The organism is Pseudomonas phenolilytica (assembly GCF_021432765.1).
GTDB lineage: Bacteria > Pseudomonadota > Gammaproteobacteria > Pseudomonadales > Pseudomonadaceae > Stutzerimonas > Stutzerimonas phenolilytica.
Map to the genome: position 1 here is coordinate 3254693 of NZ_CP058908.1, position 24304 is coordinate 3278996.

The window sequence follows — 24304 nt, forward strand, 5'->3', positions numbered from 1 at the left end:
ACAAGCTGCCCAAAATGCGAAGGGGCCCGCAGGCCCCTTGTTCATCATGCGTCAGGTGCAGCCTTTGCTGGCGGCTCATTGTTCTCGTAGATCAACAACGGTTTGGACGCACCTTCGATCACGCTCTCATCGATGACGACCTTGCTAACGTCCTTCTGCGAAGGAATTTCATACATGGTGTCCAGCAATACACCTTCCAGAATCGAGCGCAAACCGCGTGCACCGGTCTTCCGCTCAAGCGCACGACTGGCGATCGCCTTGAGCGCGTCCGGACGGAACTCCAGATCAACGCCCTCCAGCTCGAATAGCTTGGCGTACTGCTTGGTCAGCGCATTCTTGGGCTCGGTGAGAATCTGAATCAGCGCTGGCTCATCGAGTTCATCGAGCGTAGCGATCACAGGCAAGCGCCCTACAAACTCGGGAATCAGACCGAACTTGACCAAATCGTCCGGCTCGACCGAACGCAGAGCCTCGCCAATCTTCTTGCCCGGATCCTTGCTGCGCACCTCGGCACTAAAGCCGATGCCGCCTCGCGTCGATCGCGCTTGAATGACTTTCTCCAGACCGGCAAACGCTCCACCACAGATGAACAGGATGTTGCGCGTATCGACTTGCAGGAACTCCTGCTGCGGATGCTTGCGTCCACCCTGAGGCGGAACGGAGGCAACGGTGCCTTCGATCAGCTTGAGCAGCGCCTGCTGCACGCCTTCGCCCGAAACGTCACGCGTGATGGAGGGGTTGTCGGATTTGCGAGAAATCTTGTCGATCTCGTCGATATAGACGATGCCCATTTGCGCCTTTTCGACGTCGTAATCACACTTCTGCAGCAATTTTTGAATAATGTTCTCGACATCTTCGCCCACGTACCCCGCTTCAGTCAGGGTTGTGGCATCGGCAATGGTGAACGGGACGTTCAGCAACCGAGCCAGGGTCTCGGCCAGCAGCGTCTTGCCCGAGCCCGTCGGCCCGATCAGCAGAATGTTGCTCTTGCCCAGTTCGACTTCTTCTTTTTTGTCGCGCTGATTGAGGCGTTTGTAGTGATTGTAAACCGCTACCGCCAGGATCTTCTTCGCGCGCTCCTGGCCAATAACGTACTGGTCAAGAATGCCGCTGATTTCCTTGGGCGCAGGCAGCTTGTGCGCGCTGCTTTCCGCCTGGGCTTCCTGCACCTCCTCGCGGATGATGTCATTGCACAGGTCGACGCACTCGTCGCAGATGAAAACGGAGGGACCAGCGATCAACTTGCGCACTTCGTGCTGGCTTTTGCCACAGAAGGAGCAATAGAGCAGTTTGCCGGAATCCTCGCCGTTGCGGGTGTCAGTCATTCGAACAATCCAATCGGGAAGGCTTGAAACACAAGATGAAGGCAATCGTGGGCTTTTTCAAGCCCACGGAGCAGCCGCATAACGCGAGCTGTGGAGATCAGACAGCCAGCTGGCGCTGCGTCAGAACCTGGTCGATCAGCCCGTACTTAACGGCCTCATCACCACTCATGAAGTTGTCGCGGTCGGTATCTCGGGCAATGACATCCATCGGCTGACCGGTGTGGTGCGCAAGCACCTTGTTCAGCCGCTCGCGGATGGTGAGGATCTCGCGGGCGTGAATCTCGATGTCAGATGCCTGCCCCTGAAAACCGCCCAACGGCTGGTGGATCATCATCCGTGAATGCGGCAGACAGTAACGCTTGCCGGCAGCACCGCCAGTCAACAGCAGAGCGCCCATGGAGCAGGCCTGCCCGATGCAAATCGTTGAAACATCCGGTTTGATGAACTGCATGGTGTCGTAGATCGACATGCCTGCGGTGACCGAACCGCCCGGCGAGTTGATATACAGGTGGATATCCTTTTCGGGATTTTCTGCCTCGAGGAACAACAACTGGGCCACGATCAGGTTGGCCATGTAGTCCTCGACTTGGCCAACCATGAAGATCACCCGCTCCTTCAGGAGGCGAGAGTAGATGTCATAAGCCCGCTCGCCGCGTGCGGACTGTTCGATCACCATCGGGACCAGACCGCCAGCGGCCTGAATGTCCTGAACTTGCATAAAAGGATTGCGGGACATGTTCCAACGATACTCCCTTGTCATGCCTCAAAAGACACAAGCCAGCACGAGGGCTGGCTTGTGTCTGTGCACTCGAACGTTTTGAAGATCAGGCTGCTTGCGGAGCTTCCGCAGGCTTGATGGCTTCTTCGTAAGAGACCGATTTGTCGGTCACTTTCGCCTGCTGCAGAACAGTATCTACAACTTGTTCTTCGAGCACAACCGAACGGACTTCGTTCAGTTGCTCGTTGTTCTTGTAGTACCACGCAACGACCTGCTCAGGCTCTTGGTAGGCCGACGCCATTTCCTCGATGAGCTCGCGAACGCGCGCCTCGTCGGGCTTCAGCTCTTTCTGCTTGACGACTTCAGCGACGATCAGACCCAGAACAACGCGGCGCTTGGCCTGCTCCTGGAACAGCTCTGCCGGCAGCTGGTCAGGCTTGATGTTGCCACCGAACTGCTGGACCGCCTGCACACGCAGACGATTGACTTCGTTGTCGATCAGCGCCTTCGGAACCTCGATCGGATTGCCGGCAACCAAACCTTCCATTACCTGGTTCTTCACCTTGGTCTTGATGGCCTGGCGCAGTTCGCGCTCCATGTTTTTCTTCACTTCCGCGCGGAAGCCTTCTACTCCACCTTCCTGCACACCGAACTGGGCGAAGAATTCATCGTTCAGCTCCGGCAGCTGCGGTGCCGCAACGCTGTTCACGGTAACGGTGAACTCCGCGGTCTTGCCGGCCAGATCAAGGTTCTGGTAATCCTCGGGGAAGGTCGGATTGATCACGCGCTCTTCACCTGCTTTGGCGCCGATCAGAGCGTCCTCGAATCCGGGGATCATACGACCTGAACCCAGGACCAGTTGGGTGCCCTTGGCTGAACCACCAGCAAAGGCCTCGCCATCGATCTTGCCTACGAAATCAATGTTCAGCTGGTCGCCGTTCTCAGCCGCACGATCGACATTTTCGAAACGAGTGTTCTGCTTGCGCAGGATTTCCAGCATGTTGTCGACGTCGCTGTCGGCCACTTCGGCTTGCAGACGCTCGACTTCGATAGCGTCGAAGCCGCCGACTTCAAATTCCGGGAACACTTCGAACGTAGCGACGTACTCGAGATCCTTGCCCTTTTCGAACACCTTCGGCTCGACGGACGGAGCGCCCGCCGGGTTCAGCTTCTCGGCGACAATGGCTTCATAGAAGGTCGACTGGATCAGATCACCCAATGCTTCCTGGCGAGCGGCTTCCTCGTAGCGCTGACGAATAACGCTCATCGGCACCTTGCCGGGACGGAAACCGGGGATCTTGGCACGACTGGCGGTCTGTTGCAGACGCTTGTTGACTTCGGTCTCGATGCGCTCGACCGGCACGCCAATGGTCATGCGGCGCTCAAGAGCGGAGGTGCTTTCAACAGAAACTTGCATGGATTTTCCTCGTTGCACAGACATAAGCCGGGCGTTCCGGCCCCAGAATGGGCAAGCATTCTAGTGGCTCGATAAAGAGAAGTCACCCCGTCGTGGGGCAGAGGCCGCGGCGCTCTACCGCACGATTGGATACGGCAAAGCGCCGGACTGGAGGCGACGCGGGCTATTAAGAAGTGAAGAGTGACGGCTCGCTCAGCGCTTGAGGGTCATCTGCCGACGTTCAAATTCGACGATACGCTGGCGGTAATGCTCGATGGTCTGAGCGGTAAGAACGCTGCGCTGATCGTCTTTCAGTTCGCCATTCAGCTCAGCGGAAAGTTTGCGGGCAGCCGCAACCATCACATCGAACGCCTGCTTCGGATGGCGCGGGCCGGGCAAACCAAGGAAGAAGCTCACCGCTGGCGTGGTGAAATGATCGATATCATCCAGATCGAAAGTGCCGGGCTTGACCGCATTAGCCATGGAGAACAGCACTTCACCGTTGCCGGCCATGCTCTCGTGGCGGTGGAAGATATCCATCTCACCGAAGCGCAGACCGCTTTCGAGAATGTTCTGCAGCAACGCCGGCCCCCGAAACCCCTGAGGGTCACGGCATATCACGTTTATGACCAACACCTCCTCCACCGCTGCCGGGTCACGCGGCTCGTCGCTCGTCTCGTCTGCCTCATCAAGTACAGGATCGAGCAATGTCGGAACCGGTTCATCCGCCGCAAAATGCAGATCGCCCTGGCGCGGCTCGACTGATGCGCGCCGCTTAGCGGGCTCACGGGCACTCATCGATGGCATGTCAGTCTCATCGAGCGACGGCTCGCTGGTGCGACTGACCACTCTGGGTGGTCCGAGCAGCTCTTTCGAATCTTCATCGAGCTCCGGCAGATTCGCAGTCAAATTGCGGTCCAGCTTGAATTTCAGCTTTCCCTTGCCGCCTCGCATACGGCGCCAGCCATCGAACAGAATGCCCGCGATGACAATGATGCCGATGACGATCAGCCACTCGCGCAGACCGATATCCATTAATCCGTTTACCTCTGAACTCGATGATAACGGCGGGAATTCAACCACTTAGGTCAACTTTTCCCGCATCATAAAAAATTGTGCATTAAGCTAGCACGACGAACGGTAGGTTTGCACTGTGCGACAGTTCTCTTTGTATCGCCGAATGAGAATGCCGAAGCGGCGCTACCGTGCCGTGGCGCACCCTGCTCATGCTTCCACCAGCGCTACTGCCTGTTCCACATCCACAGTCACCAGCCGCGAGCAGCCGGGCTCGTGCATGGTCACGCCCATAAGCTGGTCCGCCATTTCCATAGCGATCTTATTGTGGGTGATATAGATGAACTGCACCTTCTCCGACATCTCCTTGACCAGTCGCGCATAACGGCCGACGTTCGCGTCATCCAACGGCGCATCGACCTCGTCGAGCATGCAGAATGGCGCTGGATTCAATTGGAAGATCGCGAACACCAGCGCCAGGGCAGTCAGCGCCTTTTCGCCACCGGAGAGCAGGTGGATGGTGCTGTTCTTCTTGCCGGGCGGGCGCGCCATGATCGCCACCCCGGTATCGAGTAAATCTTCTCCGGTAAGTTCCAGATAGGCGTTGCCGCCGCCGAAGACTTTCGGGAACAGTGCCTGCAGCCCGCCATTGATCTGATCGAAGGTTTCCTTGAAGCGATTGCGCGTCTCCCGGTCGATCTTGCGGATGACGTTCTCCAGCGTATCCAGCGCCTCGACGAGATCGTCATTCTGCGCATCGAGATAATGCTTGCGTTCGGACTGCTGCTGGTACTCGTCGATCGCCGCGAGGTTGATTGGGCCGAGACGCTGAACGCGCTGAGCAAGGCGCTCCAGCTCCCCTTCCCAGCCCTGCTCGCTGGCTTCGACTGGCAAGGTCGCCAGAACACCGTGCAGATCGTAGCCATCTTGGTGCAACTGATCCTGCAGCGCCTTGCGCCTCACGCTCAGTTCCTGCCAGCTCAACCGCTGCTGTTCCAGCTGGCCACGCAACACCTGCGCCTGCTGCTCCGCCTGAGTACGGCGCCGTTCGGCCTCGCGCAGTTCGCGATCGGCATCCTCCAGCGCCAGGCGCGCGTGCTTGAGCTCATCCTCGACACCCATACGCCGCTCGAGCAACTCTTCGAGTTTCATCCGCAGCTCTTCCAGCGGCGCCTCGCCCTCTTCGAGATTCAGGCTCAGCTGTTCGCGCCGCTCGACAGTGCGTTCGAACTGCTGCTGCAGGCGCTCCAACGCTTGGCGGGTCGAGTCGTGTTGCGCCCTGAGCGATCCGACCCGCAGTGCCAGGTGGTGTGCGTGGTCCTTGTGCTGGCGGGCATCCTGACGGATGCGATCGAGCTGTTCACGCAGACCGTCACGACCGGCCAGAAGCGCTTCGCGCTGCTCGGTGTCCTGCGACATGGCGTCCAGCGCCTCCTGCAGGTGCAACCGCGCCTCGCCCAGCTGCTCGATCTCCAGCGCGCGCTGCTCCTGATGCTCGGCCAGCTCCTCATCCAGTCGTCGAAGGCGCAGCACCAGCTGCTCGACCTTGGCCTGTCGTGCCGACAGCTGGGCCTTGAGTTCGCCCTGCCGACGCGCCTCGTCCTGTTGCTGACGACGTCGCGTCTCGCGCTCCCCCTCGAGCTGCTGCTGCCCCGCCTGCGCCTGCTGCAGGCGCAGCTGCAGGTCGTCGAGACTCGCCTCTCGCTCGCCGCGCTCGGCCTGCAGGTGCTCCAGTTCCTGGCCGCGCGCGATCAGGCCGGACTCCGCCTCGCCGCCACGGCGCACACGCAGAAAATGCCGACCGACCCAATAGCCTTCACGACTGATCAGGCTTTCGCCCTCGCCCAGCGCAGCACGACCGGCCAGCGCCTGCTCCAGCGACTCCACCGGCCGCACCCCAGCCAGCCACGACGCCAGGTCGTGCGGGCTCTCGACCTTATCGAGCAGGCTACCCGAGCGCGCGACAGCGCGATCAGCGGAGCAGACCAAACGCAGTTCGCCCTGCTCCAGATCGTCGAAACTCAGCCCGGCGAAATCCTCCAGCACCACCGCCTGCAGGTCGGCACCGAGCACGGTCTCCACCGCCCGCTCCCAGCCGGGCTCGACGCGCAGGCCTTCGGCCAGCCGTGGCAGCTCTTGAAGTTGCTGTGCCTCCAGCCAATCGCCGACGCCCTTGCCCGGGTCCAGCGCGGCCTGTTGCAGGGTTTCCAGTGAGGCGATACGGCCATTGAGCCGCTGCAGATCGCCATGCGCCTGCTGCTGGGCCTGCATCAGTTGCCGCACCTGCTCGCGCTGCTGCTCCGCCTGCTCATCGAGCAGTTCGCCCGCCGCCAGCAGTTCCTCCAGATTGAGCTCGCCGATCGCCAGCTGCTCGCCGAGTTCGAGAATCGCCGCATCCTCGGGATCGGCGGCAAGCAGGGCGCGCTCATCATCCAGTCGGCGCTGGCGCTCGGCCAGTCGCTCCAGGCTCTGCTCGAGCTGGGCGATACGGGCCTGCTGTACTTCAGCCGCCCGACGCGGCTCGGCACTGCGCTGATTGAAGCGCTCCCATTGTTCCTGCCAGGCCTGCATCAAGGTTTCCGCTTCTTCCAGCTGAGCCGCGGACTCCTCCGCCGCCGCGCCGGCCAGCTCCTGTTCCGGTTCGAGCATGGCCAGCTCTTCGTCGAGCGTCGCCAGCAAGGTGCGGTCGTGGCTCAGATGCGATTCGGTTTCCAGCCGCGCCTGTTCGGCCTCGCGCAGATCGTCCTGCAGCTGGCGCAGGCGCTGCTGGCCGTGCTGGATGCTCTGTTCGACGCGGGCGATGTCGCCCCCGACCGAATAGAACCGCCCCTGCACCTGATTGAAACGTTCGGACAGCTCATGATGACCGTCACGCAGGCGCTCGATGCTGGCGTCGGCATTGCGTTGCTCGGCCACCAGCGCCTCGAAGGCGACCTCCTGATCGCCGATGACCTGCTCGCGCTGCCCCACCTGCTCGTTCAACGCCTGCCAGCGCAAGGCCGACAGCTGCGCCTTGAGCTGGCGCTCCTCGGCCTTGTACTCCTGGTACTTTTCCGCCGATTGCGCCTGGCGGTGCAAACGTTCGAGCTGGCGCTCCAGTTCCTCGCGCAGGTCGCTCAGGCGCGCCAGGTTCTCGTGAGTTCGACGGATGCGGTTCTCGGTCTCGCGACGGCGCTCCTTGTACTTGGAGATGCCGGCCGCTTCCTCGATGAAGTTGCGCAGATCCTCCGGCTTGGCCTCGATCAGCTTGGAGATCATTCCTTGCTCGATGATCGAATAGCTGCGCGGGCCGAGACCGGTGCCGAGAAAGATGTCGGTGATGTCGCGCCGCCGACATTTGGTGCCGTTGAGAAAGTAGGTGTTCTGCCCATCGCGGGTAACGCGACGGCGGATGGAGATTTCGGCGAAGGCCGCGTACTCGCCGGTCAGGCTGCCGTCGGAGTTGTCGAAGATCAGCTCGATGCTGGCCTGCGTCACCGGCTTGCGGGTGTTGGAGCCGTTGAAGATGACGTCGGTCATCGACTCGCCACGCAGGTTCTTCGCCGAGCTTTCACCCATCACCCAGCGCACGGCGTCAATGATATTGGACTTGCCGCAACCGTTAGGCCCGACCACCGCCGACATGTTGCTGGGAAAGCTCACCGTGGTGGGGTCGACGAAGGATTTGAAGCCGGCGAGTTTGATGCTTTTCAGTCGCATGCGGCCTGTCCGTGGCGGTCAGCGTGAGAAAAAACGAGCAGGGTCGCCGCGAGCATCGGATGTCCTGGCATCGAATGGTGGGTGCAAGGCGGCGGAGTTTATCACGCGGCCTCGCGGCCACGGCACGGGTGATGCGCAGCCGTTCGCAACGCTGATGCCGCGTACGGGCGAGAGTCGCGCGCGACATCCGGGGCAGATTCAGCCGCCGGTCATGCTCATGAAGCGCACCACCTGGACCTGATCGTCGGTATTGAAGTGATGCTTCTCCGGCTTGAGCTGTAGGGCATCGACCAGCGCATTGCGCAGACGCTCGGCGTCGCCCGGATGGGCGCGCATGAGGCTTTTGAGGTCCAGCGCCCCCTCGTGCCCCAGACAGAGCACCAGCTTACCCTCGGCAGTGACCCGCACACGGTTGCAGCTGCCGCAGAAGTTGTTGCTGTGCGGGGAGATGAAACCAACCTGGGTCTGCGTACCGGCCACCTGCCAGTAACGCGACGGCCCGCCGGTGGCATGGCTACTGCGTACCAGGGGGTAGCGCGTTTCGATGCGTTGGCGCACTTCGTCGCTGGAGCAGAAGGTGACGTGCCGCTCGTGGCTGGACACGCTGCCCAGCGGCATCTCCTCGATGAAGCTGATATCCAGCCCGCGGTCGATGGCGAACGTCACCAGATCGATGATCTCGTCGTCGTTGCGCCCCTTCAGAATCACGCTATTGAGCTTGATGCGCTTGAAGCCCGCCGCGCGTGCCGCCTCGATCCCGGCCAGTACGCGCTCCAGCCGGTCTCGCCGGGTCAATTCGGCGAAACGCTCGCGCTTGAGCGAATCCAGGCTGATGTTCAAGCGTTTGACGCCCGCCTCGCGCAGCGTCGAGGCCAGCGCGTGCAGCTGCGAGCCATTGGTGGTGATGGCCAGGTCTTCCAACTCCTCGCGTGCACCGAGCCGAGCCAGCAGCGTCGGCAGCCCTTTACGCACCAGCGGCTCGCCGCCGGTCACGCGGATGCGCTTCACCCCCAGGCCGATGAAGGCATCGGCCACGGCGTACAGCTCTTCCAGACTGAGAATTTCCTCACGCGGCGCGAAGACCATGTCCTCGCTCATGCAATAGGTGCAACGAAAATCGCAGCGATCGGTCACCGACAAGCGGAGGTAGGTGATGCGCCGGCCGAACGGGTCGACCAACTGTGAATCGGACATGAGCGTCTCCAACTGCCTTGCTGTCCCCTTGTGCCCAGCCTATGCGCTCGGAGCGATTCAGGCAAAGTCTTAAGCCCTCCGTTCGGCGCCGAGAGCGCGGGAAATCATCCCGAACGGCATCGGCAGCGGGCTGTCACAGCTTCAAATTCGCTATCAGCGGGAAGATGCGCATGCCTTTGCTGAAACTGCTGCACTTCGCAGCGCTGCTCTGCTGGTGCGGGTCGCTGCTGTACCTGCCGGCCCTGATCAGCGCCGGGACGCGGTCGGGCAACCGACTGTTCTACCGCGACCACGCGCACCTGACCCGCCTGGTTTTCACCCTGGTCAGCACCCCCGCGGCCCTGCTGGCGATCGGCTCCGGTACAGCGCTGTTCTTGCGCGACGGCACGCTTGCCGGCTGGCTGATCATGAAGCTCACGGTGGTCACCGCAATGGCGCTCTGCCACGCGCTATGCGGCGTGCTGGTGCTGCGCGTGGAACGCGCGCCCGAGCGCAGCGTGACACGCCAGTGCCTGGCACTCGGCGTGCTGGTTCCGCTGTTGATCGTCCTCACGCTGTGGCTGGTGCTGGCCAAACCGTTCTGACCGAGGAATGACCGTCCGCATGACCGCTCAACCGGCGTCGCCCAATACGATCCTAGCTATCGAGCTCGACGCCCACGGCATGCTCGTACACCAGCCTTCCGCCGAGAAACGCAGCCAGCGAAATGAGCACAGCCGTCAACAGCGAGAGGAACAGCCCCCACAGAGCATCGCTGTCGCCGCCATCGATGCCCTTGTAGCGCAGCAGCCAGTTCAACGACGCCAGCGAGAGCATCATCACGGCAAGAATCGCATGGCACCAGGCAGTGACCTTGCGGCGAATCTGCGCCACGCTGAGCAGATCGACCACGCCGGCGATGCTCGCCAGCCAACCACCGATGGCGCCGATGCCGGCGAGCCAGAGGCCGGCTCGCGACCAGAACGGATCGAGTGTCCACAGGTAGGCAAGATCGGCCGGCACCAGACCGAGCAAGGCGGCTACCGGAAAGTGGATCATCATCGGATGCAACGGATGGCCGGCAATCGCGGCGTTGCTGCTGATGGACTCGCGGTCGATGGCCATCTGGCACTCCCAGGCGCTGAGGTTGGTGCCGCCCGCGAGATCGCGAAGCGTGGCGGCAGGCTCTTGCAATGGACCACGCTGGCGCTGGCAGTTCCTTGGCTCGCCGGCTGCGGCGGTGCGCAATCGGCGCTGGCGCCAGCCGGGCCGATGGCGCGCGACGTGGCGAACGTCTGGTGGGCGATGTTCGGTTTCTCCGTGCTGGTGCTCGGGGTCGTCAGCGCGCTGTGGATACACGCCATGCTGCGCCAGCCGCGCGAAGTCGACGCCGAGCAGGCCGAGCGCATCAACCGGCGCTGGCTGGTCGGGGGCGGTCTGATCCTGCCGACGGTCAGTATTCTTGCCTTGCTCGCCTTTGGCATCCCAGCCGGTCGCGGCATGCTGCCGTTACCGGTGCCCGGCGAGCAGCCGCTGCGTGTCGAGATCACCGGCCACCAGTGGTGGTGGGAGGTGCGCTACCCGGACAGCGGCGTGGTGACAGCCAACCAGTTCATTCTGCCGGTCGACCGACCGCTGGACGTCGTGGTGACGAGTGCTGACGTGGTCCATTCGTTCTGGGTGCCGCGCCTGGGCGGCAAGCTGGACATGATTCCGGGCCGGAGCAACACCCTGCGCCTCGCCGCCAGCGAAACCGGCGTGACGCGCGGGCAATGCGCCGAATTCTGCGGCAGCCAGCACGCGCACATGATCCTGCATGTCGAGGTATTGGAAGCGGACGCATTCGACCGCTGGCTGGCCGCACGCGGTTCGCTTGCACACAGCCCGGCGCCTGGCGCTGCCGGTCAGGTCTTCGACGAGCGCTGCGGCCAGTGCCACCGCGTCGCCGGTGTCAGTGAAGGTACGCGCGCGCCGGATCTGAGCGACCTCGCCAGCCGACCGACGCTGGGCGCCGGCGTCATCGCAAACGACGCGGAAGGCCTGCGCCGCTGGCTGCGCGAGCACCAGAGTCTCAAGCACGGCAACGCGATGCCGAGCCATGACGATATTCCCGCCGAGACGCTCGACCAGCTCGCCGACTGGCTGGAGACCCTTGCACCATGAACACGCGATCCAACAGCGCCGCGCCCGCAACCGATCCCGACCAGCTGCATGACCAGTTCAATGAAGTCTGGGGCAACCCGCGCGGCTGGCGCGCGCTGACCATCGTCAACCACACCACCATCGGCCTGCGCTTCATGGTCACCGGCGGGTTTTTCTTCCTCGTTGGCGGGCTGCTGGCGATGCTGATCCGCACCCAGCTCGCGCTGCCCGGCTATCAGCTGATGGAGCCGGACGTCTACAACCAGGTATTCACCATGCACGGCACGGTGATGATGTTCCTCTTCGCGGTGCCGATGATGGAGGGGCTGGCGGTCTATCTGATCCCGAAGATGCTCGGCGCGCGCGATCTGGTGTTTCCCCGGCTCTCCGCGCTGGGCTACTTCTGTTACCTGTTCGGCGGGCTGATCCTGCTGTCGAGCATCTTTCTCGACGTCGCGCCCAAGGCGGGCTGGTTCATGTACACGCCGCTGTCCAGTTCCGCCCACACGCCGGGCGTGAATTCGGACTTCTGGCTACTGGGCATCACCTTCGTCGAGATTTCCGCGGTGAGCGCGGGCGTCGAGCTGGTGGTGTCGATCCTACGGACCCGCGCCAACGGCATGGCGCTGCACAAGATGCCGCTTTATGCCTGGTACATCCTGGTGATGGCCATGATGATCGTGGTCGGCTTCCCGCCGCTGATCCTCGGTTCGATCCTGCTGGAGCTGGAACGCGCCGCCGGCATGCCGTTCTTCGACGTCGCCCGCGGCGGCGACCCGGTGCTCTGGCAACACCTGTTCTGGCTGTTCGGCCACCCGGAGGTGTACATCATCTTCCTGCCCGGTGCCGGTATCGTCTCGACGCTGATTCCGGTGTTCTGTCAGCGCCCGCTGGTGGGCTACCGCTGGGTGGTACTGGGCGTGCTGACCACCGGCTTCATCAGCTTCGGCCTGTGGGTTCACCACATGTTCACGGTCGGCATCCCGCAGCTGGCACAGGCGTTTTTTTCGGCGGCGAGCATGCTGGTGGCAATCCCGACCGGCGTGCAGATCTTCGCCTGGATCGCCACGCTCTGGCTGGGCCGCCCGGTCTATCGGGTGCCCATGCTCTGGCTGGTAGGCTTTCTGCTCGTCTTCGTCGCCGGTGGGCTGACTGGGGTCATGCTGGCGCTGGTGCCGTTCAACTGGCAGGTGCATGACACCCACTTCGTCGTCGCGCACATGCATTACGTACTGGTCGGCGGCATGTTCTTCCCGTTGATGGCCGGACTGTACTACTGGCTGCCGCACTTCTCCGGACGCATGCCATCGGAACGGCTAGGTCGCTGGGGCTTCTGGCTGTTTTTCATCGGCTTCAACGCGACCTTCCTGATCATGCACTGGACCGGCCTGATCGGCATGCCGCGGCGCGTCTACACCTACGACACAGGCCTGGGCTGGGACCTGCCCAATCTGGTGTCCTCGATCGGCAGCTTCATCATGGCCGCCGGGGTCGCTACCATCCTGCTGGACATCCTGTTGCACTTTCGCTTCGGCCTTCCGGCGCCGAAAAACCCCTGGCACGCCGATACCCTGGAGTGGGCGACCAGCCTGCCGCCCAGCGCCTACAACTTCGTCAGTCTGCCGGATGTGACGGATCGCCACCCTCTGTGGCGAGAGCCGGACCTGCCGGACAGCATTGCCCGCGGCGAGCATGCGCTGACCGTAATCGACCACGGTCGGCGCGAAACCTGGGGCGTCGACCCGCTGACCGGCAGAATCCGCGAAATCATCCATCTGCCGGGCAATAGCTGGCTGCCCTTCATCGCCGCGGTGTTCCTTGCGGTGCTCTGCCTGAGCCTGCTGAACAAGGCCTACATCCTCTCCATCGTCGCCGCCGTGGCCACGCTGATCGTGCTGCTGCGCTGGTCGTGGGAAAACGGCGCGCATCCTGCCGCCGCACCGGATGCCCGCACCCAGCCTGGCGAGCCGCCGCTGCACTCGCGCACCTTCGACGGGCCGGGCCTGTGGGGCATGGGCGTCACGCTGCTGGCCGATGGCGCGCTGTACCTGTCGTTGCTGTTCGGTTGGTTCTACCTGTGGACCGTATCGCCGCAATGGCGCGTGCCGGACGATCAGCTGAACGGCGGGCCGATGCTGGTGAGCGCACTGCTGCTCAGCGCTGGCACCTTCTGGCTGCATCGCCTGATCAGGCGCCTGCGCGCCGGCGATCATCGTGGCCTGCTAGGACAACTGGCGCTGCTCGCGCTGCTGGCGCTGGTGCAGTCGGCGCTGCTGCTTTGGCTGTTGCTCGACGCGGAACTGGCGCCAACCGAAACGGCCCACGATGCGGTGATCTTCGTGTTGCTCGCCTACAGCCTGTTCCATTGCGCGCTGGCGGCAGTCGCCACCGGCCTGCAGGCCTGGCGGGTGAGCTACGGCTATGTCGGCGAAGCCGCGCCGTACGAGCCGGTGGTGGTCGAACAGCTCTGGTACTACAACCTTGGCGTGCTCTGGGTCAGCTATGCGGCGATCGTGCTGTTCCCGTCGACCTGGGGAGGCGTTTGATGAAACCTGCGCTCGGCTCGCCGTTCCACCCGCTGCAGATCATCGTCGGGCTGGTCGTCTGGAGCCTGTGGTTCGTGGCGATATACGGCGGTCAGGCGATTGCCTGCCGAGTCAGCCCACCCGACCCCGCAGAGGGGGTGTGGAACTGGCTGAACGGCAGCCTCGGCCTGCTGACGTTGCTGACCCTTGTGCTGCTGCTTGGCCTGATGCGCTATTTCTGGCGGCTGTCTCGCCAGCGTCCGTCATTGAACGAGCGCGAGCTGTTCGTGACGAAACTGGCCGCTGGCGTGCACCTGATTGCCGCGCTGGCGACTGCGTTCGTCGGCGCACCGCTGCTGCAGCTGCCGCCGTGTCTGTGAGCGCGTGGGCGCTGGTACCGCTGCTGGGCCTGTCGACGCCGGCCCTGGCCCACGGCTTGTTCGACGCGCAGCTGAGCGAACGTGCCCCGCTGCTGTTGAGCGCGCTGCTCATTGGCAGTGCCTGGCTGCTCTACGCGCTCGGTGCGCGCCACGTGCCGCCCAGGCGCAGCGAAGCGTTCTGCCTTCACAGCGCCATGCTGGTGGCCGCGTTTGCCGTCTTCGGCCCCATCGACGACTGGGCGCAACGCAGCACCAGCTGGCACATGACCCAGCACATGCTGTTCATCGTAGTGATCGCGCCGTTGTGGGCGCTGGCGCGCCCGCTGCCGCAGTGGCGCGGCGTCACCGGCCGCTTCGCGCAACCGCTGTGGACGTCCATCCTGCGCGCCGGCCGCTACCCGACCCTGCTGGCGCTGCTGCATGGCGCGGTGATCTGGATCTGGCACACGCCGAAGCTCTATGTGCTGGCGCTGGACAACCTGTGGTGGCACGCCGTCGAGCACGCCTGTTTCCTGTTCAGCGGCTGGCTGTTCTGGTGGTCGGTGCTGCGCGCCAATCCGAAGCAGGTGCCGCAGGCGCTGATGGCCGTGGTGCTGACGCTGATGCACACCGGCCTGCTCGGCGCCCTGCTTACCTTCGGCACAGTCTCGTTCTACGGCACGGGTCGTACGGTGGAGGATCAGCAGCTGGCGGGGCTGCTCATGTGGGTGCCGGGCGGGTTGGTCTACCTGCTCGGTGGCGGCTGGATCGCCTGGCGCTGGCTCACCCGCATCTGGCGACGCAAGCCAGCGCATCGGCTCGATCAGTCGCCCTGACCACGCTCGTTCGACAGCACCGGCTCCTGCTGCAACTGCTCGATCTGCCAGCCACCACCGAGCGCGGCGATCAATTGCACGCTGGTCAGCAGACGGTCGCCCAGCAGCGTCAGATTGGTGCGCTCGTTGTTCAGCGCGGTGGTCTGCACGGTAACCACGCTGAGGTAATCGACGGTACCGGCGCGATACTGGTTCTCGATCAGCCGCAGCGATTCCTGCGCCGCCTCCAGCGCCTCGCGCTGCACCACGCTCTCGTCGCCGAGCACGCGCAGTTGCACCAGGTAGTCCTCGACCTCGCGGAAGCTGTCGAGCACAGTTTGCCGGTAGGTCGCCACGGTCTGATCGTAGGCCGCCTCGGCCCGCTCCAGTTCGGCACGCCGGCCGCCGAAATCCAGCAGCGTCAGCGCCAGCTGCGGGCCAAGCGACCAGAAGCGATTCGGCACCTCGAACAGCTGGTTGAAGCTGCTGTTGCGATAGCCACCGCTGGCCGACAGGGTCAGGTCCGGATACCAGGCCGCCTCGGCGATGCCGATCTCGGCATTGGCGGCCATTACCTCGCGCTCGGCCGCGGCGACATCCGGGCGCCGCTCCAGCAGTTGCGACGGTAACGCCAGCGGCACCTCGGGCAGCGATGGGATGTCATCGCGCACGGCGATGCTCAGCTCGGCCGGCGGCACACCGATCAACACCGCGATGGCATGTTCCAGCTGTGCCCGCTGCCACTTCAGATCGATGGCCTGCGCCTGCGTGCTCTTGAGCTGAGTCTGCGCCTGGGCGACGTCGGATTTGGGCACGATGCCGGCGCGGTACTGATTCTCCGTGAGGCGCAGCGAGCGCGCGTAGGCAGCAACCGTCTGATCGAGCAGACGCTGCTGCTCGTCCATCACCCGCAATTGCAGGTAGGTCTGCACAAGCTCGGCCTGCAAACTCAGACGGACCGCCGCGAGATCGGCCGCGCTGGCCTGCATGGTTGCGCGATTGGCTTCCAAACCGCGGCGCAGCCGGCCCCAGAGATCCAGCTCCCAGGAGGCGCTGAGCCCCGCCTCGTAGCTCTCGCTTACACCGGCACTGACATTGGACGAACTGCTGCCAGTGGTCTGCCGCGAGCGCGTCACTCCGGCATTACCGGACAGCGTGGGGAACAGCTGCGAGCGCGCGCTGCGCACAAGCGCGCGCGCCTGGCGATACTGCGCTTCGGCCACGGCGAGGTTCTGGTTGGACACGTTCAGTCGGCTCACCAGCGCATCCAGCTCGGCGTCGCCGTACAGCTTCCACCAGTCGCCGCGCTGCAGGGCGTCGGCCGGTGCCGCGCTCTTCCAGCCTTCGGCCTGCTTGAACGCGTGGGCATCCGGCAGCGGCGGGCGCTGGTAATCCGGGCCGAGGGTGCAGGCGCCAAGCGCAAGGGACATGACGATCATGGCCAATGGACGGAGGGTGCAGCTCGGACTCATAGCGGATTTTCCATGGCGGCATCGGTACGCACACCGCGCCAGTTATTGAAGCGATGACGCAGGCGGTCCAGGTACAGGTAGACCACCGGCGTGGTGTAGAGGGTCAGGATCTGACTGAGCACCAAGCCGCCGATGATGGTCAGACCTAGCGGCTGGCGCATCTCCGCGCCTTCCGAGCCCCCCAGCAGCAGCGGCAATGCGCCGAGAATCGCCGCCAGCGTGGTCATCAGGATCGGCCGGAAGCGCAGCAAGCAGGCCTTGTGAATCGACTCGGCCGGCGGCAGGCGGTCGTTGCGCTCGAACTGCAGCGCGAGGTCGATCATCAGGATGGCGTTCTTCTTCACCACGCCGATCAGCAGGAACAATCCGAGCAGCGAGATCAGGCTGAATTCGTCGCCGGTGACGATGATCGCCAGCAGCGCGCCGACCCCGGCCGACGGCAGCGTCGAGAGAATCGTCAGCGGATGGATATAGCTCTCGTAAAGCACGCCGAGCACGATGTACACCAGCAACAGCGCGCCGAGGATCATGAACGGCTGGCTTTCCTGAGCGGCCTTGAACACGTCGCCGGTGCCGCCCAGGCGACCCTGCACCGAACTCGGCAGACCGATCGCAGCGACCGCGCGCTCAATGGCCAGCGTGGCCTGATCCAGACTGACGCCCGGGGCGAGGTCGAAGTCGATGTTCTCCGCGGCGAACTGCCCCTCGTGCGTGACGCGATCTTCCTCCAGGCTGCGCTCGTAGCGGGCGAAGGCGGACAGCGGCACGCGGCGACCATCTTCGGTGACCACGTGGATCTGCTCCAGCACCTCCGGGTGCTGCGCGTAGCTCGGATCGATTTCCATCACCACGCGGTACTGGTTGAGCGTCTCGTAGATGGTGGAAATCTGCCGCTGACTGAAGGCGTTGTTGAGCAGCGTGGTCACCGTGCTCATGTCGACGCCCAGCCGCTTGGCGGCGTCGCGATCGACCTGCAGGCTGATCTGCTGCGCGCCCTCGCCTTCGTTGGCATCGATGCTGGTCAGCTCGGGCAGCGCCATGAGCGCCTGGGTGACCTTCGGCAGCCAGGTGCGCAGGTCGGCCAGATCGCCCGCCAGCAACGAATAGGCATACGCCGAACTGCTCTGCCGGCCGCCGCCGAACTGCAGGTCCTGGTCGGCCATGAGGAACAGCCGTCCACCCGGCACCTGCGGCTGATTCTTGCGGATGCGCTCGATCACTTGCTGCGCCGACAGCCCGCGCTCCTCCAGCGGCTTGAGCCGCACGATCATGAACGCGTTGTTGATGCCGCCCTGCCCGCCGATGAAGCCGGCCACGCTCTCCACCGCCGGATCGGCGAGGATCGCCTTGCGGAATATCTCCATCTTCGGCTGCATGACCTGGAACGACAGACCGTCGTCGCCACGGATGAAGCCGGTCAGCTGGCCGGTGTCCTGCTGTGGCAGGAAGGTCTTGGGCACCTGCACGTAGAGCACCACGTTGAGCGCGATGGTCGCCAGCAGGCTCAACAGCGTGATGCGCCGATGCCGCAGCGCCCAGCTCAGCGAGCGGTCGTAGTAACCGAGCAGCCACTGGTGCGCATCGTGACTCCAGCGATGCAGGCGGCTGTCGCGCTCGGCTTGGTAGGGTTTGAGCCAACGCGCACAGAGCATCGGCGTCAGCGTCAGCGACACCAGCAGCGAAACCAGAATCGCCGCCGCCAGCGTCAGCGAGAATTCGCGGAACAGCCGCTCGACAATGCCGCCCATGAACAGGATGGAGACGAACACCACCACCAGTGACAGGTTCATCGACAGCAACGTGAAACCGACCTCGCGGGTGCCGATGTAGGCCGCGCGCAGCGGCGGCACGCCATCGTCGATATGCCGGGCGATGTTCTCCAGCACCACGATGGCATCGTCCACCACCAGCCCCGCGGCGAGGATCAGCGCCATCAGCGACAGGGTGTTGAGCGAGAAGCCGAACAGGTACATCACGGCGAACGTGCCGACCAGCGAGACCGGCACCGCCAGCGCCGGAATCAGCGCGCTGCGCACATGGCCGAGAAACACGAACACCAGCACGATCACCAGCACCACGGCGATCAGCAGGGTGCGCTCGGCCTCATGCAGGGTGGCGCGGATCACCGGCGAGCGGTCCATCGCCACGTTCAGCTCGACACTGCCCGGCAGGATCGCCTGCAATGCCGGCAACTCGGCGCGGATGCCGGCGATGGTCTCGATGATGTTGGCGCCGGCCTGACGGTTGACGATCAGCAGCACCGCCTGTTCGTTGTTGAAGAACCCGCTGTTGTAGCGATCCTCCACCGCATCCTCGACCTTGGCCACATCGCTCAGGCGCAGGGTCGCGCCATCCTGATAGCGCAGGATCAGCGGCATGTAGTCGGCGGCGGCGTGCAACTGGTCGTTGGCGCGCACCTGCCAGTGCCGCTCGGCGTCCTCGACCATGCCCTTGGGCCGGCGCACGTTGGCGTTGGCGATGGTGTTGCGCACCTCGTCCAGCGAGACGCCGTACTGCTCCAGCTGCTGCGGCTGCAGCTCGACGCGCACGGCCGGCAGCGAGCTGCCGCCGACCTGTACCTCGCCGACGCCGGGCACCTGCGAGAGCTTCTGCGCGAGGATGGTCGAGCCGATGTCGTACAGCTGGCCCTTGTCGAGCACCTCGGAAGTCAGCGACAGCACCATGATCGGCGCCTGCGAGGGATTGATCTTGCGGTAGGTCGGCATGCTACGCATGCCGCTGGGCAGCAGGTTGCGTGCAGCATTGATCGCCGCCTGCACATCGCGGGCGGCGCCGTTGATGTCGCGCTCCAGATCGAACTGAATAATGATCCGCGTCGAGCCCTGGCTGCTGCGGCTGCTCATCTGGCTGACCCCGGCGATGCTGCCCAGCGAGCGCTCCAGCGGTGTCGCCACGCTGGAGGCCATGATCTCCGGACTTGCGCCGGGCAGGCTGGCCTGCACGGTGATCACCGGGAAATCCATGTTCGGCAACGGCGAAACCGGCAGCAGGCCGAAACTCACCCCGCCCAGCAGCAGGATCGCCAGGCTGAGCAGCATGGTCGCCACCGGCCGCGCGATGAACGGCGCCGATAGATTCATCGCACGCTCCGTTGCGCCACGTTCGGCTGCAAACGGCCCCGGCTCACGCCTGCGCCTCGCTTGGCACCGCGCCGCGACGGCCGAAGCGCTGGCTCAGGCGGTCGAAGAACAGGTAGATCACCGGCGTGGTGAACAGCGTCAGCAGCTGACTGAGCAGCAGGCCGCCGACCAGTACCAGACCCAGCGGCTGGCGCAGCTCGGCGCCCGAGCCGGTGGCGAGCATCAATGGGATCGCGCCGAACAGCGCGGCCAGCGTGGTCATCAGGATCGGCCGGAAGCGCAGCAGCGCGGCGCGATAGATCGCCTGCTCCGGCGTCATGCCCTGGTGGCGTTCGGCCTCCAGCGCGAAGTCGATCATCATGATCGCGTTCTTCTTGACGATGCCGATCAGCAGGATGATGCCGATGATCGCGATCAGCCCCAGGTCATTGCCGGTCAGCAGCAACGCCAGCAGCGCGCCCACCGCCGCCGACGGCAGCGTGGAAAGAATGGTGATCGGGTGGATGTAGCTCTCGTAAAGCACGCCGAGCACGATGTACATGGTCACCACTGCCGCCAGGATCAGCAGCAGCGTGCTCGACAGCGACGCGCGAAACGCCTCGGCCGCGCCCTGGAAGTGGCTCTGGATGCCGGCTGGCAGGCCGATGTCCTGCTTCACCGCTTCGATCACCTCCACCGCCTCGCCCAGAGAAACGCCCGGCGCGAGGTTGAACGACAACGTCACTGCCGGGAACTGGCCGATGTGATTGATCAGCAGTGGCGCCGAATGCTGCTCCAATCGCGCCAGGCTCGACAGCCGCACCGGCGTGCCGCCCTCGCTCTGCACGAACAGCTGCTCCAGCGCCTGCGGACCCAGGCGATTGCCGGCCTCGGCCTCGAGCACCACGCGGTACTGACTGGCCTGGGTGAAGATGGTGGAAATCTGCCGTTGGCCGAAGGCGTCGTACAGCGCATTGGTGATCGCCGAAACCTCGATGCCCAGGCGCGCGGCGGCGTCGCGGTCGATATCCAGGTAAATCTGCAGGCCGTCGCTCTGCAGGTCGCTGGCCACATCGGTGAGTTCCGCCCGTTCGCGCAACGCCTCGACCAGCCTGGGCGTCCACTCCTGCAGCAGCGCGCCATCTGGCGACTCCAGGCTGAACTGGAACTGCGTGCGGCTGACCCGATCCTCGATGGATAGGTCCTGCACCGGCTGCAGGTACAGCGCGATGCCCGGCAGCTTGGCCAGCTCCGGGCGCAGACGTTCGATCACCTCGCTGGCAGTGACGTCGCGTTCGGCGTGCGGCTTGAGGTTGATCAGCAGACGGCCGCTGTTGAGCGTGACGTTGTCGCCGTCCACCCCGATATAGGACGACAGGCTGGCAACCGCCGGATCAGCCAGGATCACCCGGCTCAGCGACTGCTGGCGCTCGCTCATGGCGCGGAAGGAGATCGACTGCGGCGCCTCGCTGATGCCCTGGATCACGCCGGTGTCCTGCACCGGGAAGAAGCCCTTGGGCACGGCGAGATAGAGCACCACCGTCAGGCCGAGGGTGGCCACCGCCACCAGCAGTGTCAGCGTCTGATGACCGAGCACCCAGGTCAGCCAGCGCGAATAGCCGCCGATCAGCCGCTCGACCCAGTCCGGGCGCGCCGGATCATGGCTCACCGGCTTAAGCAGGCGCGCGCACATCATCGGCGTCAGCGTCAGCGACACCACCAGCGAGATCAGGATCGCCACCGCCAGGGTGATGGCGAACTCGCGGAACAGCCGGCCGACCACGTCCTGCATGAACAGCAGCGGAATCAGCACGGCGATCAGCGAGAAAGTCAGCGAAATCAAGGTGAAGCCGATCTGCTTGGCGCCCTTGAGCGCAGCATTCAGCGGCGTCTCGCCCTCCTCCAGATGCCGGGCGATGTTCTCCAGCATGACGATGGCGTCGTCGACCACGAAGCCGGTGGCGATGGTCAATGCCATCAGCGTCAGGTTATTCAGCGAGAAGCCGCACAGGTACATCACCGCGAAGGTACCAATCAGCGACAGCGGCACGGCGATCGAAGGGATGACGGTGGCCGAGAGCTTCTTGAGGAAGATGAAGGTCACCATCACCACCAGGATGGTGGCGAGGATCAACTCGTGCTGCACGTCGGTGACCGCAGCGCGGATGGTCTGGGTACGGTCGGTGAGAATGGTCACGTCGAGCCCAGCCGGCATACTGGCGGTGACTTCCGGCAGCAGCGCCTGGATACGCTCGACCACGTCGATGACGTTGGCGCCGGGCTGACGCTGGATGTTCAGCAGCACCGCCCGGTTTTCGTTGGCCCAGGCCGCCAGCCGCTCGTTCTCGGCGCCGGCAATGATGTCGGCGACATCCTTGAGCCGCAGCGCGGCGCCGTTTTCATAGGTAAGGATCAGCTCGGCGTATTCCTCGGGCGTCTTCAGCTGATCGTTGGCGTCGAGCATGGAGACCCGCGTCGGACCGTCGAAGTTACCCTTGGGCTGGTTGACGTTGGCGTTGCCGATCAGCTCGCGCACATCGGCCAACGACAGGCCATAGGCGGCCAGCGCCTCGGGATTGGTGCGGATGCGCACCGCCGGCCGCTGCCCGCCGGCGATGCTGACCATGCCGACGCCGCTGATCTGCGCCAGCTTCTGCGCCATGCGCGTATCGACCAGATCATGCAGTTGCGGCAGCGGCAGCGTCGCCGAGGTCACCGCTAGGGTGATCACCGGCGTATCGGCCGGATTGACCTTGTTGTACACCGGCGGCGCCGGCAGGTCGCTCGGCAGCAGGTTATCTGCCGCGTTGATCGCCGCCTGCACCTCCTGCTCGGCGACATCCAGCTCCACGTCAAGCGAGAAGCGCAGGGTGATCACCGAGGCGCCGCCTGAGCTGCTCGAGGACATCTGCGTCAGCCCCGGCATCTGCCCGAACTGGCGCTCAAGCGGTGCAGTCACAGCGCTGGTCATCACTTCCGGACTGGCACCGGGATACAGCGTCAGCACGCGGATGGTCGGATAGTCGACCTGCGGCAGCGCCGCGACCGGCAACAGCTTGTAGGCGATCAGACCGGCCAGCAGGATGGCGACCATCGTCAGGGTGGTCGCTACCGGCCGCAGGATGAACAGCCGCGAGATGTTCATTGCGCCGGACGCTCCCCGGCGCTCTCACCGCCCACCTTGGGTTGCTGCGCCGCCTCTTCGGCCATCGTCGCGCGATCGACGACTTCCACTTCGCTGTCGTCGCGCAGGCGGTCGGTGCCTTCCATGACAATGCGCTCACCGGCCGTCAGGCCCTTGGCGATCACCGTGGTCTCACCGTTGCTCGGGCCGACCTCGACGCTACGCAGCTGCACCTTGCTGTCCTCGCCAACGACGTAGGCGAAGTTGCCCCGCGAGCCGAACTGCAGCGCCGCCGAGGGAATCAGCGTGGCGTCCTCGAGGGTTTCCACCCGCAGGCGCACGTTGACGAACTGATTGGGGATGAGCATTTCGGTTTCGTTGTCGAACCGCGCCTTGAGCTTCAGCGTACCGGTGGTCACATCGATCTGGTTGTCGACGCTCTCCAGCACGCCCTCGCCCAACAGCAGTCGCTCACCACGATCCCACGCCTGCACCTTCAGCTCGGCGCCCTGACGAAAACGCGTCAGCACCGGCAGCAGATCGCCCTCCGGCAAGGTGAAGGTGACCGCCATCGGCTGGCTCTGGGTGATCACCACCAGCGGTGTGGTGTCGCTGGCCGAGACCAGGTTGCCGATGTCCAGCTGGCGCAGGCCGAGGCGGCCGTCGATCGGTGCGCGGATCTGGGTGAATTCCAGGTTGAGCTTGGCTTCGTTGACCGCCGCCTGATTGGCCGCCAGCGTGCCTTGGTACTGGTTCACCAGCGCCTGCTGGGTATCGAGCGTCTGCTTGGCAATGCTGTCGTCGGCGTATAGCCCGCGGTAGCGCTCCAGATCGACCTGGGCGTTCTGCAGCAGCGCGCGATTCTGCTGCAGCGTGCCCTCGGCCTGCTGTAATGCGACCTTGTATGGCCGTGGATCGATCACCGCCAGCAGCTCACCGGCCTTGACCCGCTGGCCCTCCTCGAAGCGCACCTCGACCAGTTCGCCGGCGACGCGGCTGCGCACGTTCACCGTATTCAGCGGCGTCACCGTGCCGAGCGACTTGTAGAACACCTCGAACTCGCCCTGTTTCACCGCCGTCACGCGTACCGGCACCGGCCCGCTGAACGCGCCGAAGCCCGGTCGACCGCCTGGTTGCGGCGACTTCGCCGAAGGGCTCGGCCATAACCACCAGGCAAGCAAGGCGATGGCCAGCACGGCAAGACCGATGATCAGCCAGCGACGACGGGTAGCAGCAGGAGACGAATGCGCGACGGACATGAACTGGGTTCGCTCGGGAAGGAGCGTGAACCTTAAGCAGTCGCGCCCGCCTCGCAAAGGGGATTTACGGCATTTTTACGTATCGACGCTTGTCCACCCGCGCGCGAACGGCCGGAACCATGCCGCGCCGGCTCAGTCTATGTAGCGTTCGACCAGGGGCCAGCATGTCGCCAGCCCTGGCAGACGGAACTGTCCCAGGCACA

16 protein-coding genes are annotated in these 24304 nt (G+C 64.2%); 5 read left to right on the top strand and 11 right to left on the bottom strand.

Features of this window, described 5'->3' with window-relative positions; translation table 11 throughout:
- Nucleotides 1-44: 44 nt before the first annotated feature.
- From clpX to moaA, 6 genes are all read right to left on the bottom strand, one after another.
- The gene (gene clpX / locus HU825_RS15530) at nucleotides 45-1325 is read right to left on the bottom strand and encodes an ATP-dependent Clp protease ATP-binding subunit ClpX (protein ID WP_008567895.1); all 1281 of its coding nucleotides are present in this window, start codon (nucleotides 1323-1325) and stop codon (nucleotides 45-47) included.
- Between the two features lie 97 nt (nucleotides 1326-1422).
- The gene (gene clpP, locus HU825_RS15535; protein WP_054093076.1) at nucleotides 1423-2061 is read right to left on the bottom strand and encodes an ATP-dependent Clp endopeptidase proteolytic subunit ClpP; all 639 of its coding nucleotides are present in this window, start codon (nucleotides 2059-2061) and stop codon (nucleotides 1423-1425) included.
- A gap of 88 nt (nucleotides 2062-2149) precedes the next feature.
- Complete coding sequence (tig, locus tag HU825_RS15540; protein WP_054093077.1) at nucleotides 2150-3460, bottom strand: trigger factor; 1311 nt, start codon at nucleotides 3458-3460, stop codon at nucleotides 2150-2152.
- 192 nt (nucleotides 3461-3652) lie between these two features.
- Nucleotides 3653-4474: a cell division protein ZipA gene (zipA, locus tag HU825_RS15545; protein WP_054093078.1), complete on the bottom strand. Its 822-nt coding sequence runs from the start codon at nucleotides 4472-4474 to the stop codon at nucleotides 3653-3655.
- A gap of 189 nt (nucleotides 4475-4663) precedes the next feature.
- Nucleotides 4664-8152 carry a chromosome segregation protein SMC gene (gene smc, locus HU825_RS15550; protein ID WP_234302406.1) on the bottom strand — a complete coding sequence of 1163 codons (3489 nt, stop codon included), beginning with the start codon at nucleotides 8150-8152 and terminating at the stop codon, nucleotides 4664-4666.
- Nucleotides 8153-8350: 198 nt separating this feature from the next.
- Nucleotides 8351-9346 (bottom strand): GTP 3',8-cyclase MoaA, encoded by a 996-nt coding sequence (gene moaA, locus HU825_RS15555; RefSeq protein ID WP_043295663.1) that lies wholly within the window; start codon nucleotides 9344-9346, stop codon nucleotides 8351-8353.
- 170 nt (nucleotides 9347-9516) lie between these two features.
- On the opposite strand from moaA, the gene HU825_RS15560 reads away from it, so the two are divergent.
- A complete protein-coding gene (locus tag HU825_RS15560; RefSeq protein WP_043295665.1) occupies nucleotides 9517-9930 on the top strand; it encodes a CopD family protein in 414 nt (137 codons plus the stop codon).
- A 52-nt stretch (nucleotides 9931-9982) separates the two neighbouring features.
- On the opposite strand, the gene HU825_RS15565 is transcribed toward HU825_RS15560, so the two are convergent.
- A complete protein-coding gene (locus HU825_RS15565; RefSeq protein ID WP_234302407.1) occupies nucleotides 9983-10450 on the bottom strand; it encodes a DUF2231 domain-containing protein in 468 nt (155 codons plus the stop codon).
- Between the two features lie 147 nt (nucleotides 10451-10597).
- Here HU825_RS15565 and coxB point away from each other — a divergent pair, with 147 nt between their 5' ends.
- Genes coxB through HU825_RS15585 form a run of 4 tightly spaced genes read left to right on the top strand, consistent with a single transcriptional unit; the run spans nucleotide 10598 to nucleotide 15187 of the window.
- Nucleotides 10598-11488: a cytochrome c oxidase subunit II gene (gene coxB / locus HU825_RS15570; protein ID WP_234303413.1), complete on the top strand. Its 891-nt coding sequence runs from the start codon at nucleotides 10598-10600 to the stop codon at nucleotides 11486-11488.
- Nucleotides 11485-14013: a cytochrome c oxidase subunit I gene (gene ctaD / locus HU825_RS15575; RefSeq protein ID WP_234302408.1), complete on the top strand. Its 2529-nt coding sequence runs from the start codon at nucleotides 11485-11487 to the stop codon at nucleotides 14011-14013. The genes coxB and ctaD overlap by 4 nt, the downstream gene beginning before the upstream one ends.
- Nucleotides 14013-14372, top strand: a complete 360-nt coding sequence (locus tag HU825_RS15580) for a hypothetical protein (protein ID WP_043295669.1) — start codon at nucleotides 14013-14015, stop codon at nucleotides 14370-14372. The genes ctaD and HU825_RS15580 overlap by 1 nt, the downstream gene beginning before the upstream one ends.
- On the top strand, nucleotides 14363-15187 hold the full coding sequence (locus HU825_RS15585) for a cytochrome c oxidase assembly protein (protein WP_431978436.1): 825 nt from the start codon (nucleotides 14363-14365) through the stop codon (nucleotides 15185-15187). Before HU825_RS15580 ends, HU825_RS15585 begins: the two co-directional genes overlap by 10 nt.
- On the opposite strand, the gene HU825_RS15590 is transcribed toward HU825_RS15585, so the two are convergent.
- From HU825_RS15590 to HU825_RS15605, 4 genes are read right to left on the bottom strand one after another with little or no spacing between them, the layout of a single operon-like run.
- A complete protein-coding gene (locus tag HU825_RS15590) occupies nucleotides 15175-16638 on the bottom strand; it encodes an efflux transporter outer membrane subunit (protein WP_234302409.1) in 1464 nt (487 codons plus the stop codon). The two genes, HU825_RS15585 and HU825_RS15590, sit on opposite strands and share 13 nt — an antisense overlap.
- A complete protein-coding gene (locus HU825_RS15595; protein WP_234302410.1) occupies nucleotides 16635-19739 on the bottom strand; it encodes an efflux RND transporter permease subunit in 3105 nt (1034 codons plus the stop codon). Before HU825_RS15595 ends, HU825_RS15590 begins: the two co-directional genes overlap by 4 nt.
- Nucleotides 19740-19782: 43 nt before the next feature.
- Nucleotides 19783-22863 carry an MdtB/MuxB family multidrug efflux RND transporter permease subunit gene (locus HU825_RS15600; RefSeq protein ID WP_234302411.1) on the bottom strand — a complete coding sequence of 1027 codons (3081 nt, stop codon included), beginning with the start codon at nucleotides 22861-22863 and terminating at the stop codon, nucleotides 19783-19785.
- Nucleotides 22860-24101, bottom strand: coding sequence for an MdtA/MuxA family multidrug efflux RND transporter periplasmic adaptor subunit (locus tag HU825_RS15605; RefSeq protein WP_234302412.1), 1242 nt, complete (start codon nucleotides 24099-24101; stop codon nucleotides 22860-22862). The genes HU825_RS15600 and HU825_RS15605 overlap by 4 nt, the downstream gene beginning before the upstream one ends.
- Between the last annotated feature and the right edge of the window lie 203 nt (nucleotides 24102-24304).